Source organism: Sorangium sp. So ce406 (assembly GCF_051474675.1).
Taxonomy (GTDB): domain Bacteria; phylum Myxococcota_A; class Polyangia; order Polyangiales; family Polyangiaceae; genus Sorangium; species Sorangium cellulosum_G.
The window spans coordinates 4,473,942-4,488,363 of the sequence record NZ_CP150340.1 but is presented as its reverse complement, the minus strand read 5'-3'; the positions used below and the strand labels follow the sequence as shown (position 1 = coordinate 4,488,363).

The window sequence follows — 14,422 nt, the reverse complement described above, 5'->3', positions numbered from 1 at the left end:
GGCTGTCAAACGATGCGTCGTGCCTCGGTGAGGCCGTTCATGAGCGACGGCGGCGCTCCGGCGGGCGCGCTCCCGGCGCGGGCGTGCGCCGCGAAGGCCTCCGCGGCGGGCCAGGTGTCGGATTCATGCTCGTCGAACTTCGGGTACACCGTCTCCTCATTCACCGGTCCCCCGCCGAGGAAGAAGTGAATCCAGGTCTCGATGTTCCTCTTCGGCACCAGGAGCGCCACGGCCTCGTCCTGCGCCCGCGGCGCGACATCTCTCTGTCTCAGCTCTCGCTCGAGCGCGTCGAGGCGATCCCGGACGGTGATCGTGTCCGCGTCCACATGAACGATCAGGGCCATCTTCATGCGTGCAGCGCGGGAGCGGTACGCTTTGAGCTCGTCGGGGTAGCGCTCGCGAACGTGCTGCTCGCCGGCGCCGCCGCGGCCGTCCCTCGGATACTGGATCACGCGAATCCGGCGGGCGTCATAGCCCAGCTTCAGCAGGGCGCGGCGTGCGAAGACCCACGCCTGCAGGTCTTCGCAGAGCACGATCGCGTTGACGCCCTCAGGCATCTTCCCACCCGCGCGCCACCGTCTCGGCGGCGCCGATCCCGTCCGCGGGCCTGAACCGCTCGACCCGCGTCGGCCCTGCTCCGTCGCGGAAGAACCGCCACCCGTAGTCCTCGGCCAGGAGGTTGAGCACCTCCGGATGGTGGCTGACGATCCAGAGCTGCGGACCGTTCTTGGCCAGCGCCAGATCCGTCATCTCGGTCAGCCACGGCTGGATCTCCCGGAGAGAGACGTAGTTGTCGGGCTCATCGATCACCAGCGTCTTGCCAGGGCCCGCGATCGTCCACCGGAGCACGTAGAGCGCGATCAGCGCCCGCTGGCCGTCGGAGAGCTCATCGAAGCGAAAGCTCTCGCTCGCGCTGTCGTCCCCGAAGCGCGCATGCAAGTAGCCGAGGCGCTCGTGGAGCTCGAGGAACCCGGGCAGCACCTGGCCGAGCGCCGCGGACGCCTTGAACACGGAGCCGGGTTTGGTAGCGAGATAGCGAAGGTAGGAGGTCGCGAAGTTCCCCATATCGGGCGCGAGCCACTCATCGTCCTTGGCCTCCACCCGCGCGGTCATCGCGCGGGGGTCCGGACGAAGCAGCCAGAGCGCGAACATCCACTCCTTGAACCACGTGAGCAAGCGGTCGTCGGCGCCCGGCGCGACGGCCCCTACCCCGGAGCGCCCCCGGTGGGCGTGAATGCGAGGCCCTGGGCTGCCATCGTCACGAAAGAGCCGCAGCTCGCCGTCGACGAACTCCACGAGCAGCTTGTCCTCGTGGTGCAGGCTCTCCTGGTTGACCCGGCTCTTGCCGGACTCTCGCGCGTCGTGCTCGATCACCAGCCGGTACCGGTACAGCCCGCCGTTGCCGCGGACGTCGATCTCGGCTGTCTGCTCTCGGCGCCGGTCCCAGCGCGTCCGGCTGGCCGCGGGGAACGCCTCCACGGACGACGCATCGCCCATGAGAAACGACTGCAAACCCCGGAGCGTATCGAGGAGGGCCGTCTTGCCTGCGCCGTTCGCGCCGAGGAGGAGCGCGAGCGGCCCCGGGCGCCACTCGAAGTTCACGAACGTCCGGATGTTGTCCAGATAGACCCGCTCGATCATGGCTCGGCTCCTTTCGCGCCATCCGTGCCGTCCTCTGCACACGATAGCAGCCGGGGCCGCTTCTTCCGCTCCACGAGGCGTCCGGCCTCGACGAGGGCGTCGATCGTCTTCTTGAGCGCGGCCGCGGACAGCCCGAGCCGCTCGCCGAGCGCGGCCAGGGCGACGCCCGCGCCCTGGTCGAGCACGCGCACGGCGTCCACTGCGGCATCGAGCGATGCCTCGCCGTTCTTCTTGCTTCGGCCCGCGGGCGCAAGCTCCAGGGTGAGCTGCCCGTCGCCGTTCGCCGCGGCCTTCGGCGCATCGCCCGCCGCCTTGCGCCCGCGCCCGCCCGAGCGCGCGGGCCGGCGGTAGGCGCGCGCATCGTCGACCGACACCTCGAGCCGCCGGGCCTGCTCGGACACATAGGCCTCGAAGGCGTCCGCGGTCTCGCCGTCCTCGTTGTGCCACTGGCGCACCCAGGGGAGCAGGTCGGTCATGCTCTGGAGGAGCGGCATGAGCTTGTCGCGCACGGCCGCATCGTGGAGGAGCTTCTCGTCGGTGGCGGCCGCGGCTGCGCCGAGCTCCTCTTCGCGGGCCTGCCGGGTGGCGCGCGGGATGAGCTCGTGGCCATGGAGGCCTATCTCTTCTTGCCAGAGCTCGATGGCGGCCTGGAGCTGCTCAAGGTGGGTCCAGCCTGCCCAGCCGTAAACGAGGCCGGCCTTGCCTGTGGCACCGGGCGGCGGGGTGGCCGTCGGATAGGCGATGAAGCGCTCCTTGGGGACATCGAGCTTGCCACGAAGACGCCAGACGGTCGCGGCGTTCTCGAAGTCCTTCTGGTCGTACCTGGGAGGGACGTCGATGGAGACCTTTTCGCCGGCATCCTCGCGGCGCTGGAGATCCCAGGTCTCTTCCCAGCGGGCTCGCTTCTCGACGCCGGACTCCGTGTAGCGCTGGCACTTGGCGGCGGCGACGGATTCCTTGGTGAGGAGGTCGCCAAGGATGGCTTCGAGGTCGTAGTTGCTGGAGCCGGTGAGGACCTCGGCGACGGCGCGGACTTTGGGGTCCTGGTGGAGAGCGTGGGCGATGGACCGGACGGGGAGTGGACGGGGATCAGGGCGGTCGCGAAGCGCCGCTTCGGCGCGGTCAAAGAGCCAGCACTCGCAGGCGCTCGTTTCGCGCTCAGCACTGTCCTCGGGCACCCAACGACGTTTATAATCGGGAACCTCGATCAAGCGAAGCCAAACATTTGAATTGATGGCCTCGGCACGCGCTTCCAGGAGCGCAGCCATGTCTTCGCCAAGCTCGCCGGGTGTAGCCGGACAAGGGACTCTTCCATGTCGCTCAAACCATGCTGTTTGCTGCTTACCGCGAGCGAGGAGAACTTCGAAGACTCGAACGCCGAATCCAGTAGGAAGCTGCAGCGTAGACGACTGGCCTACCTGAACCGACGGCAATCCCCACAGCGCATAAACCGCCCAGTCAAGCTCCTCCTGGATGGCCATCATCTGCCCTAGGAGCTGTGCTTCTTCCTGAGCACTTTGTCCGAGTTGTTCACGGACCTGACCAGCATCGGCCTTCTCGAGCGCGGACCGAGGCGACGCCTCGAGTCGCTTGCGGGCAAGAGTCGTGAGCGCCTGCGAGTAAGCCAGAAGGCCCTCGATGCCACTCGGCACTGGCAGCTCAACCATACTGTTGCCGCTGTACTCATATCGGTCCATCCATGATTCCGGCTGGATACCCCTACCCATCCCACTCCCGGCTTTATTTGCCATCACCTGCTTCATCCAGAAGCACGCCGTTGAGCTATTCAGGTAGCCGAGCAGTGCCAGGTGCTCCTCCTCGGTCGCCCCCTCCGGCAGCTTGATTATGGGAGCCGAACGGTTGAACACCTTTCCGCCCAGATCGATGACGAAGTGGTTGTGGGTGGCGACAAATGCGAAGACGATGGACAGGGGAGTGCGCCGCTTGGACTTGTAGAACGATCGATACTCGAACCATGCCAGGCCCGCCTCGATCGTATTCTTTCCGAACTGACGGCGCTCGATAAGCGCCTCACGATAGGCCCAGAGATGTCCGGCCATTCTTGGATGGAGGACTGGCTCAAGCGACTTACCATAAGGGAATAGAGCAACATCACCGGCAACCGTCGCCCAATCTCTTACGACATCTCCGGTTATCAGAGAGCGACGGCCATCGGAATCGGTTAGCCGCTCGACCCAGTGTTGCGGTCCGACAAATAGGTCATCTTCGCCCATAATGGCATCGAACCCTATGTCGGTCACAACATCACCCAGGCGCCTTTCTGCGCGTTCCTCGAGATACTCCTTCAGCTCCGCTGCGCCACCTCCGCCCAAGCTCCATGGATGATTGGACAACTTATCGCGCTCTACGTCGGCAACCGAGATATAGTCGTCCTGATAGCCCGCATCACCATGGCGCGTAGCGATCGAGGACCAGACCTTACCTTCTGCCGGCACCTCGGGCGTCGTCGGCTCACCGCGGCTGCCCATGATGACGCGAACCTGCGAGTCCACCGGTCGCCGTGCGCGGCCGAAGAGTATCACGGTCGGCGTTCCGTGCCCGGGGATATAAGCTCCGGAGGTATCGATGACCTTGGTAAGATCGAGATTGCGCAGCACTTCCGCAATCAGCGCTTTTCCGAACTCGCGCTTCATGAAGGAGTTGGCCGTGATCTGCCCGGTGTGCGCCCCATCGTTCCCGAGCTGGAAGATCCGCTCAGCGAAGGGCGCAGACAGGGCGAACTTGCCCGCCGCGGCCCTGTACCGCGCCCGGATCAGCTCCCGCTTTGTCACGTCCTTTTCGGTGATATACGGTGGATTCGCCACGACCACATCGAAGCGTGTCTTACTCAGCAGCCGATCGGCTTCGCGATCGAAGAACGAGAACGCTCCCCGCTCGAACCCTGTTTCCTTGACATCCTGGCCCTGCTGCGCCAGCGCATCCCCGAACGTGGCCTGCAATTCCCCCAGCCCCGCCAGAAGCGCATCCCCGACATACACCTTAATCCCGAGCTCGCTCGGAACGTTCTCGAGCCTGGGAATCCTCGCCTTGTCCAGGTAGCTCAGCAGCAACCGGAATCGCGCCACCGCCGCCGCATAGGGATTCAGGTCGATCCCATGCACCTGGCTCAGCGCCTTCCGCGCGCTCTCCTCATACGACGCCCCGGGCTCGACCCTCCGCCGCGCCTCGAACAGCCGGTCATACGCCCCCAGCAGCAGATGCCCCGATCCGCACGCCGGATCCAGCACGGTCACCGCGATCCCCCGCTCCCGGATCGCCGGATCCAGCGTGTTGTCCAGAATGAACCGCTCTACGAACTCCGGCGTCTGCAGCAGCGCATAGCGCTTCCGCACATCCTCGTTCAGGTTCTGGTACAGATCCCCCAGATACCGCGTCGACGCCCCGTCGTGCTCCTCCTCCCCCACGGGCCGCCCGAACGAGAAGCGCAGCTTGCCGCCCTCCGTCGCGCGCAGCTCATCGAGCAGATCGCCGAGGGCCCGCGACGTGGGCCCGAGCCGCCAGAGCGGCGCATGCGCCGGTCCGAACACCTCGCGCCCGCCCGGGAGCTGGGAGATGGCGTCGAAGATGTGCAGCAGGTAATCGCGCTCGCCCAGGTACTTGAACTGCGCCCGGAACTGCGAGAGCCGGTCCGTGGCGCCGGGCCCCGCAAGACGGTGCGGGAGGTACCCGCGGTCCTCCAGCGTGCGGGCGAACACGGTACAGAGCACCCAGCTCGCCGCGACCTGGTCGCAGAAGGCGTCGCGGTAGGACTCGAACGGCTCGCCGGTGCGGCTATTCGCGCGGTCCGCCGCGTGCGCATCGCGCAGCGAGGGCTCGACGCGCGGGTCGGCCGCGCGCTTGCCGAGGTCGTCGGCGAGGCGGCGATGCGCCTTGGACATGGCGCGGACGAGCGCGTCGGGGTCGGCGAGCGGCGGGAGGGAGGCAGGGTTGTTCATGCGCGCTGGGCAGGGAGGCTCGTGGAGCTGATGGTGCGGCGCTCGGCATGGCGTTCCAGCCACGCGGCGGGCACGTCGAGGATCTCGTGCGGCAGGAGGCCGGGCACGGGGACGAGGAAGGTGCCGGGCGAGGCGCCGACGTGCGGGGCGACGTCACCGGCAACCTCGACGACGGCGCCCTCGCCGGCGTACACGGGGAGGACGACGAACGTCGCGGCGCGCGCGGGCATGGACGCCGGGGCGCGGTGGCCCGCGGCGAGCTCGGCGACCGCGGAGAGCAGGTCGTAGCGCGCGAGCAGGCCGAGGCGGGTGAGCACGAGCAGGCGCGGCCAGCCGAGGACCGCCTCGACCGTGCTCGCCGCGGCGAGGCGCATGAGCTCGAGGAGGCGCGGCCACGCCGGACCGCCGGGGCCCTGGTCGTCCGCGGCGATGGCCGGAGCGAGGCCGTTCTTGAGCTTCTTCTCCATCGCGACGGCCTCGGCGGCGTCCACCAGGAGGGCGTCGGCGAAGCGCATGTCGCCCCCCAGACGCCGGGCCACGGCGCGGGCCACGACCTCGGCGTTGGGGGCGCCGCGCGCGAGCGGGCGGCCGTCGCCGGCGCGCTCGCCGCGCCAGAGGAGCACGCGGAAGGCGCCCTCGCGCCGGGCGCGCTGGATCTCCTCGTCGAAGACGCGCACGGCCGTGGCGCCGGCGACGTCGCCCTCGGCGCGCTCGCGGCGCGGCTGGAAGGGGACCTCGGCCGCGGTCGCGGCAGGCGCCGCGACGACGCGCGGCGGCGAGGGGGCAGGCTCCGCGGCCGAGCTGCTTGTCGAGCGGAGGGTGCCGAGCTCGGTCGAGCCGTGGAACAGCGTGCGCTCCCGCGGGACGAGCGCGCCCTCCTGGGCGTCGAAGCGCAGGCCGAGCTTGGCGGCGAGCGCCTCGATCAGCGCCGGCTCTCTGGGGAGCTCGGCGCACTCGGGGTAGCGGGCGCGCACGCGGCGCTGGAGCTCGTCGGGATCGATCCTGCCCGCGATCGCCGCGGCGCTGAGGAGGAGCGCGCGCTCGGCGGGCAGGCCCACGGGGTAGAGCTCGCCGCGCACGGAGAGGCGCGCGCGCTCGGCGGTGGCGGCCGCGAGCGCGACGAGGGCGCGGTCCGGCAGCGCGCGGGCTTGCTCGGCGCGCGGGGCGTCGACGCGGGCCGCCTCGCCGAGCGCCTCGCGCAGGCGCGCGGCGGCCGCGGCCTCGGCCACCACGTTGCCGCCGTCGACGAGCGCGTCGGCCTCCCTGCCCAGCGCCTCGGCGAGCTCGAAGCCGCCCCGGTCCCAGGCGACCAGCGCCTCGCCCGCGCGCGAGGCGGCGGCGCGCTTGCCGGCGCGGCGGAGGCGGAGGCGCGCGTCGTCGGGCCCGCCGAGGCGCGGGGCGTCGATCTCGGTGACGGCGCGGACCAGCGCCTCCGCGGCGCGCTGCGCGGCGTCCGGAGAGAGGTCCGGCTCGGCGGGGAACGCTTCCATCACCGCAGCAGCGGCGCGCCCGAGGGGGGCGACGCCCGCGCTCGCCGCGAGCGCGCCCTGAACCGCGGCGAAGACGCGCTCGAGCACGGCGAGCTCGCGCGGCTTGACCGGAGGCGCGCCGGCGGGGTGCGCCGCCTGGACCTCGCCGAGCCAGCGCTCGCGCGCCTTGCCGAGGTCGATGGAGACAAGCGCCCGCGTCTTGCCCGCGGCGTTCGCGAGCTCGAACATCGATCCGTGGCGGGGGAAGCCGGCGACGTCCTCCAGCCCGAGGTACTGCCGCACCCGCCGCAGCGACGCGGACCCGCCCTTGCCGTGGCCCGGGGCGATGAGCTCGATGGCCGCGCCGAGCGTGGCGGGCGGCCGCTCCGCGTCGACGAGGCCCTCGAGCCACGCGGCGAGGTCCCTCGGGGTCTCGGGCGCGCCCTCCTTCCGCGCGCGGGTGACAAGGTTCCTCACCTGCTTCTCGGGCGCGGAGGCGACGGCGACCGAGTCGACCAGGCCGGCCTCGACGAGGCGCCGCGAGAGCGCTGGGCTCAACCGGCTTGCCGGAGGGCCTGCAGGAGCGGAGCCGTGACCCACGTCCGGCGGACCCGAGGAGGCGCCCTCCCCCGTGTCCTCCGGGCTCGCGGATACGTAGCTGCCCGCCGTGTCCTCCAGGTCCTCGTCGATGCGACGGCGCGCGCCGGTGAAGCCGCGGAAGAACGGCGGCGGGACGTCGCTCACGCTGATCTCGAGGTGCTTGCGCACGAGATCGGCGAGATCCACGAGCGAGCGCGCCGTCTTCGCCCCCACCCCGCGCACGCCGCCGAGGCGGTTGCTCGAGAGCTGCGCGAGATCGTGGAGGGAGTAGATGCCCAAGCGATCGAGCGCGTTGCGCTGGCGCGTGGAGAGGGGGAGCGCATCGACGCGCGCCTCGACGCGGAGCCCCGTGAGGTCGGCGGCCTGGAGCACGGGCTCGTCCGCGCCGCGGCTGTCGTGCTCCGGCACCTTGTGCAGGGCCTTGATGAAGGCGTCCCGCATGTCGTCCGCCGTCGGGAAGCGCTCGCTCGCGGTCAGCCGGAAGGCGCGCTCGAAGAAGCGCACCAGTCCGTCGCGCACGTCGGCGTCGAGTCGGTCGGGCTCGACGCGAGCGGCGGTCTGGCCGGGTCGCGCGCCGAAGATGGGCGCTGGGCGGACGCCGGTGAACATCTCGTGGAGAGCGATCGCCGCGGCCCAGCGGTCTGCGGCGTCATCCCAGCGGCCGCGGGCGGCGAGCTCCGGGTCCTTGTAGGCCGGGGTGCCGATGGCGAGGTCGTCGGCGGCGCGCTGGGAGAGCGAGAAATCGAAGAGGAGGAGTCGTTTCTTGCCCTTCTCGGTGCCCGAGGTCAGGCCGATGTTCGCGGGCTTGATATCGCGGTGCTGCACGCCCGCCTCCTCGAGGCTGCGCAGGGCGGTGAGCAGGTCCTCACCCCAGCGGCGCGCGTAATCGAGCGAGAGCGCGCCCTCGGCGCGGATCTCGTCGGCGAGCGTCCGCTCGCCCGCGAACTGCACGAGGAGGCAGGTGCGGCCGGCGAGGGTCCGCGTATCGACGAGGTGCGCGATGCGGTCGACACCCGGGATGCGGCGGAGGCGCGCGAGCACCTCACCCTCGCGGGCGATGCGCGCGTCATGCGCGTCGGAGAGCGGCACCTTGAGGGCGACCTCGCCCTCGGTCGGGTGCCTCACCTTGAAGACGCGCGCGGTGGCGCCGCTGCCGAGCTCCCCGAGGACCTCGAGGTCGCCGCCGAGGAGGGTGCCCTTGCCGGCGTCGAGCGGGTCGATCTCGGGCGCGGGCTGCTCCGCGACGGGCGGCGGCGTCGCGACAGGCGGCACCTCCGGCGCCGTGAGCGCCTCCTCGAGGAAGTACACGAAGTCGAGCGGCGTCGGCAGGTCGTGGAGGCGCTCGGTCGGATCGAGCGACGTGGCGCTCCGGAGGACGAGGTCGAGGTTCTTCGCGCCCGCGGGGAACAGGTCGTCGCGGACCGCGGAGATGACGAGGCCGCCGTCGCGGGCGATGCGCTGCGCGAGCTCGGCCGAGGTCGCGGCGGGGGGCTCCTCGGCGAGGAGGTAGTAGGCGAGCGCGCCGAGCGAGAAGAGGTCGCTCGCGGGGGTGGCCGGAGAGCCGAGCGCGACCTCGGGCGCCTCGTAGAGGCTCGCCGAGGCGCCGGCGAGGCGTGTGAAGAGGCGGGGGCTCTCGCTGGCCGGATCGCCCCCGGCGGCGAGCGCGAACCGGGTGAGCTTCACCTCCAGCGCCGCCTTGCCGCGGTGGATGAGGACCGCCTCCGGCGAGAGCGCGCCGTGCACGATGTCGTTGCGATGGCAGAACGCGAGCGCGTCCGCGACGCGGCGAAGGATGGCGAGCTTGTCGTCGACGGCCAGGTCGGAGCGGCCGTCGCTCTGGCGGTGCTCCTTGACGAAGGCGTCCAGCGTCTTGCCTGGGAAGCCGCGGAAGACGAGCGCGGGGCCGAGCGGGCCCTTGGGGTCGAACTGCTCGAGGGCGAGGATGTCCGGGTGGTCGCCGAGGCGGAGCAAGATCTTCGCCTCGCGCTCGACGCGATGGTCGAGCTTCTGCGCGAGGGCGCTGTCGCTCCGGGGCGCGAGGTACGAGCGCACGCGGCAGTGGGGCCCGAGGCCGTGCGGCTCGGCCCAGTGATCCTGGTAATCGGGCCCTTCCTCGACGAGCGCCTTGAGATCGAAGCGGCCGTCGAGCACGGTGAGGGGCTTGTCGATCTTGCCGAGCCCGAACTCGCTGCTCGTGAGCACGCGGCGCAGGGCCTTGAGCGTGTCGTGGGTGTTGGCGCGACGAGGGAGATCGTCCCGCGCCCCGGGGAACCTCGCCTGGCGGAGGGCGTCGCCGAGCTCCTGCCGGCCGACGACGACGTGCGCGCGCGCGGCGTCGCGCTCCCCCAGCTTGATCCCGTCGGCGTGCGTGAGCCAGACGAGCGGCTCGAACCACAGGCCGCCGAGCTTGTCGGCGACATCCCGCCCGAGGCGCCGCGCGACCCCCCTCACGCGGGCCATCAGGGCATTCTTCTTGGCGTCGAGCAGCGGCAGCGGGTGATCGACCACCTCGCGCCCGCGCTGGGCGGACCACGTGACGAGGTGCCGCGCGTCGCCCTCGATCACCGCGCCGCGCCACGACTTCATCTCGACGATGTAGAGGCAGTGCGCCGTCATCGCGATGGCGTCGATCTCGTAGCGGCGCCCGTCGTCGGCCTGGAACGAGAAGAGCGCGTAGCCGCCGTGCGGCCCGTAGGTCGGCAGCGCCGTGGCGAGCCAGTCGAGGCCCTCCTGCTCGTGCCGGTGCGGCGTCGTGCCGATGAGCTCGAAGTGCGAAGGTCGGATCGTTGTCACGGACGCTCCCGCTACGCTCCCGCGAGGTCGAGGGTCTCCTCCACGCCGAGCACCGCCGCGAGCGCCTGCGCCGCCTCGACCTCGCTGGGGTCCGCGTCCGGCGAGCGCAGGAGCAGGCGTGCCCGGGCGACGCCGAGCCGCTGCTTCTCCCGCTCCGCCCACGCAGTGGCCGTCTCGTCCGGCCGGCGAGGCGAAACGAGGAGCGGCACGCCCTTGTCGAGCTGGAGCGCGCAGGTGATGCCGAGGATGTGCCGGCTCTCCGGCCCGTCGCCCACCGCGATCACCTGCGCGCGCGCCGAGAGCCGCTCGCCGTACAGGAACGCGCGTGCCACCTCGGCCACGGCGCGCGGCCCGACGACGACGACGTTCGTCGACGGCGAGAGGCGCTCCGAGAGGCGCGGATCCACGGCGTCCGCGCCGCCGCCGATCCCCCACGCCGCGAGCGCCTGCGCGAGCGCCTCGGCCGCGCTCGGTGGCGCGGTGCGGGCTGCGAACAGCCCCTCGATGACCTTCGCGGGCGGCCGCTCGAACCCCGTTCCCCACGGGTCGTCGTCGTACCAGCCCGGGAGGCGGAACACCGGGCCGGGGGCGAACGCTGCCGGGTAGAGCATCGCGAAGTTGCGAAGGACGAGATCACAGCGGACCGCGGTCGGCAGGTCGCTGCCGTAGGCCCGCCATGCTGCGTCGGCGTCGGCGTCCAGCACCCGGTGGTCGTTCTCCCCGTCGATCAGCCGAGCCGCCGCGAGCGCGGCTCGGTAGAAGCACATGGCCTGGTCTTGCGTTGGAAGGGCGTGGGTCATGAGGGGGCGGGAGGGGCAGGATAGTGCGGATCCAGGGCGCGCGGAAAGAGTTGGGCGCGAGGCCTGGCGAGCAGACTGGGGCGTACGGAGGTCGCCGCAGCATGTCGTGTCATCCTGGGCGCGCATGCGCTGACAAGCACTGATCTCACCGTGAGGTGCGCCCACGATTGCTCGAACTGCGACCATTCGCGGAGGAGAGGCTCAGGCGCCGACCAGCCGCCATTCGTCGAGCGGAAGGAGCAGCTTCTCCTTGACGGCCCCCTCATCACCGAGCGCGGCGAGGTTCAGATCGAAATAGCGGTGCGTGTACTCATCTACGCCGACCCTCACCTTGTGCTCGGCCCCGTTCTTCCTGTCCTTGATGCGCGAGAGCTTCTCCCAGACGGAGCTCCAATCGGGCTTCTTGGCTCGCGTGCGATACAAGCCGATCCGGAGCTCGGAGGCGGCCGTCTCGGCGGACCTGAAGCTGGTGGGATCAGGCTCGCCATCGCGGGAGTCATCGTATCCCGTATCGGCGATGGCATGGATGTGGATCTTGTAGTGGGTTCCGCTGATCGAGCCCCACCAGACGCACTCGACCTGGTAGGCCGGCGTCAGGTCCCATGCCCAGGTTTCAGGTCTGAAGAAGGGCTTCGTCGACTGGGGGAGCCTCGCGACGTTGATGGGTACCCATCGTTCGAATTCGAAGCCCCGCTCGGTGAGGAATTCGTCTGTTAGCTGGAGAAGGTCGCACAGACGTCGATGGTAGGCATGCAGGAGCCTGTACGCGCGACGCACGTCGGCGAGCGCTCCAGCCAGATCGAGGTTCTTCTCGCTCATCGGATCCTCCACGTCTGGAGCCTGGACATGGAATGTTCAGTCCGGAGTCGTTCTGCCACCCCTGGCAACGACGAAAACCAGGCTTTCCTGCGGTAGCCCCATGCTTCGAGCGCCGCGGCCATGTCACGCAAGATGGCCGATTGCGGCGATGGACGCGTCGAAGCCTCGGCGGCATAGAGCACTTCGCGCAGGTCCTCCCAGCGGATCGTGACCAGCCCGCATATCTCACCGGCGAGCTCGCGACGGACATGAGCGAGATGACCGTGGGCGTCCTGCATCACGATCCCTCCCACCGCGACCAGCCACATTTGTTTCGTAGCGTGCGCGGGCGCCGCGCGCGCCGCGCGAATCTGCTCCACCCACTGCGCCGGGTACTGAAGGCCCCGGTGCTTGGCCTCGATCAGGAGCAGCGTGTCGCTCCACGAGACGAGCACATCAGGCTCGACCCGGTACTTGTTCCGCCCCCCGTCGCCGGGCCGGAGCCCGGGCCAGAATGACCACGAGGGTACCCCCGCGGGAGGCACCGCGGGCATCGCCAGGCCTCCACCCAGCGGGTTGCTCGCGCCGCGCAGGATGTTCCACGAGAGCTCGGCCGGCAGGTACTCGAACCGCCCGAAGACCGCCGACGTGAGCGGGTCCTCGAGGTCGGTGAGCCCGTCTGACGCCGCCCTGGGCGTGTTTCCATCCTCCTGCGTGTCTCCGTCGCTCTCCTCCTCAACGCCGACCGCGACGCGGCGGAGCTTTCCGTGCAGAAGCGCCCTCAGCATGCACGACCGAGGCTACAGGCTCGTCGCGCCCACTGTCATCCGCGACAGCGAGCACGCCAGGTCCGAGATGTCGGCTCAGGTGGCCCAACGTCCTCTCAGCGATCATGCGGGTGGCCCACGCCTCTGGCCCCCCGGCGGCAGCGGCATCTCGTACGGAACGGCGGGCCGCCGCGCCCCGGCCACGCCGTCGACGAGGTCTCCCGACGGGAGCGGGACAGGCGACATAGAGTGGGGCCGCTTACATCAAGAACCCCAGCGTGACGAGCTAGCCAGGGGATCGCGGGGCCGGAGGGTGGCCTCTCCACCGCGGAGATGGGTACGACCCATCTTTTTGTTGGAGGCACGTCCACCGGGAGACGGTGCCACCCATCTCCCGGTGGACGACCCACCTCACCCGGATGCCTTCACGGCGTCCCGCCCGCCCCGAACGGCGGCGCCGGGACGGCTGGCGGCCCCGCGACGGCCGGCGGCGCCGGGACGGCCTCGGGCTTCTTGGCCGGCGCCTTCCGGCGCGGCTTCGCCAGGTCGTCGACCATCTCGACGTACGGCGCCAGCAGGAACGCCGCCAGCGCCTCACTCCCCGGGATCTCCGGGTCGGCGTGGCTCTCGATCTTCTGGATCAGGCTCCGCAGCGCATCCCGGGCGGCGCTCCACTGCGGCCGGCCGTCGGTCGGCCCGCCCTCCTTGGCGAGGACCACGGTCGTGAAGCCGTACGCCTCGCCGAAGCGCGCGTGGGCGGCGACGAGCTGCCGGTAGTGCCGGGTACCGCCGAACCCCTCGATCACCGCCTGCGCGCGCTCCTCCTCCAGCGTCTTCATCCGCTGCACCATCGCGGCCCACTGGATGCGGGGCCGGCGCGTGATGAAGCGAAGCCCCTCGGGCGCCGGGAAGAGCTGCCCATACAGCCAGCGCGCCTCGGACGGCGACGGCGTCTCCCCATCGTCGGAGAGCCCGGCGGCGCCCGCGTTCCACTGCTCGAACGCGCGCCATCGGTCGTCGCTGTCGGTGTTCGCCGCGCTCCGCTCGGCCTCGCTCGGCGCCGCATGGCGCTGGTCGGCCTGCGCGCTCGCCCGCAGGCCGCGGAACCCCTGGAGCTCCGTCGCGGCCGCGTCGAACCGCTTCCACGGCCTGTCGATGTGCGGCGGCAGCGCCACGAGGGTCTCGAGCCCCCTGGGCAGCGGCGCGTCGCCCTCCTTGCGCTTGCCGCCCTTGGGCCGGACCACCGCCGCGATCCGCGCGCTCATCTGATCTCGGAGACCGATCACGTCGTCCGCGACGAGATCCGGGGGGAGGACGATGGTCGAAAACATCGGTGATTCACTCACGGGGAAAACCTCCTGTGATGTCGGATGGGATCCGGCCTGCCGCCCTGGCGACACGCCCTGGCGACACGCCGTGGTTGCGTTGCGGCGTGGCGGCACGGCAATCGACGTGCCGGACCAAATGCGTCCCTATCTCGGCGCAACGTCTCAAGAAGACGAGGAGCCGAGCGCAACGCCCTGTGCATGATCCGCAACGGATTGCGCGGTTGCGCAACGCTCCCGCCGGCGCCTCACGACCGCTCGTGTGTCGAGCCA

The 14,422-nt window shown here is 70.6% G+C and carries 8 protein-coding genes; all 8 read right to left on the bottom strand.

The annotated features are described in order from the left end of the window. Positions 1 to 5: 5 nt before the first annotated feature. A complete protein-coding gene (locus WME96_RS16310) occupies positions 6 to 557 on the bottom strand; it encodes a hypothetical protein (protein WP_437291033.1) in 552 nt (183 codons plus the stop codon). After that, the gene (locus WME96_RS16305) at positions 550 to 1,641 is read right to left on the bottom strand and encodes an AAA family ATPase (protein ID WP_437291032.1); all 1,092 of its coding nucleotides are present in this window, start codon (positions 1,639 to 1,641) and stop codon (positions 550 to 552) included. Before WME96_RS16305 ends, WME96_RS16310 begins: the two co-directional genes overlap by 8 nt. Continuing rightward, positions 1,638 to 5,597 carry a BREX-2 system adenine-specific DNA-methyltransferase PglX gene (gene pglX, locus WME96_RS16300; RefSeq protein ID WP_437291031.1) on the bottom strand — a complete coding sequence of 1,320 codons (3,960 nt, stop codon included), beginning with the start codon at positions 5,595 to 5,597 and terminating at the stop codon, positions 1,638 to 1,640. The genes WME96_RS16305 and pglX overlap by 4 nt, the downstream gene beginning before the upstream one ends. Beyond that, positions 5,594 to 10,459 carry a protein kinase domain-containing protein gene (locus WME96_RS16295; RefSeq protein WP_437291030.1) on the bottom strand — a complete coding sequence of 1,622 codons (4,866 nt, stop codon included), beginning with the start codon at positions 10,457 to 10,459 and terminating at the stop codon, positions 5,594 to 5,596. Before WME96_RS16295 ends, pglX begins: the two co-directional genes overlap by 4 nt. Before the next feature lie 11 nt (positions 10,460 to 10,470). Then, positions 10,471 to 11,226 (bottom strand): hypothetical protein, encoded by a 756-nt coding sequence (locus tag WME96_RS16290; RefSeq protein WP_437291029.1) that lies wholly within the window; start codon positions 11,224 to 11,226, stop codon positions 10,471 to 10,473. Between the two features lie 234 nt (positions 11,227 to 11,460). After that, on the bottom strand, positions 11,461 to 12,078 hold the full coding sequence (locus WME96_RS16285; protein ID WP_437291028.1) for a hypothetical protein: 618 nt from the start codon (positions 12,076 to 12,078) through the stop codon (positions 11,461 to 11,463). Next, the gene (locus WME96_RS16280; protein WP_437291027.1) at positions 12,075 to 12,845 is read right to left on the bottom strand and encodes a hypothetical protein; all 771 of its coding nucleotides are present in this window, start codon (positions 12,843 to 12,845) and stop codon (positions 12,075 to 12,077) included. The genes WME96_RS16285 and WME96_RS16280 overlap by 4 nt, the downstream gene beginning before the upstream one ends. Positions 12,846 to 13,249: 404 nt before the next feature. Beyond that, positions 13,250 to 14,155, bottom strand: coding sequence for a hypothetical protein (locus tag WME96_RS16275; RefSeq protein ID WP_437291026.1), 906 nt, complete (start codon positions 14,153 to 14,155; stop codon positions 13,250 to 13,252). Positions 14,156 to 14,422 lie beyond the last annotated feature (267 nt).

Bases quoted from the DNA above. Each gene is read 5' to 3' on its own strand.
- WME96_RS16310 (WP_437291033.1), bottom strand. From the start codon at position 557: ATGCCTGAGGGCGTCAACGCGATCGTGCTCTGCGAAGACCTGCAGGCG.
- WME96_RS16305 (WP_437291032.1), bottom strand. From the start codon at position 1,641: ATGATCGAGCGGGTCTATCTGGACAACATCCGGACGTTCGTGAACTTC.
- pglX (WP_437291031.1), bottom strand. From the start codon at position 5,597: ATGAACAACCCTGCCTCCCTCCCGCCGCTCGCCGACCCCGACGCGCTC.
- WME96_RS16290 (WP_437291029.1), bottom strand. From the start codon at position 11,226: ATGTGCTTCTACCGAGCCGCGCTCGCGGCGGCTCGGCTGATCGACGGG.
- WME96_RS16285 (WP_437291028.1), bottom strand. From the start codon at position 12,078: ATGAGCGAGAAGAACCTCGATCTGGCTGGAGCGCTCGCCGACGTGCGT.
- WME96_RS16280 (WP_437291027.1), bottom strand. From the start codon at position 12,845: ATGCTGAGGGCGCTTCTGCACGGAAAGCTCCGCCGCGTCGCGGTCGGC.
- WME96_RS16275 (WP_437291026.1), bottom strand. From the start codon at position 14,155: ATGTTTTCGACCATCGTCCTCCCCCCGGATCTCGTCGCGGACGACGTG.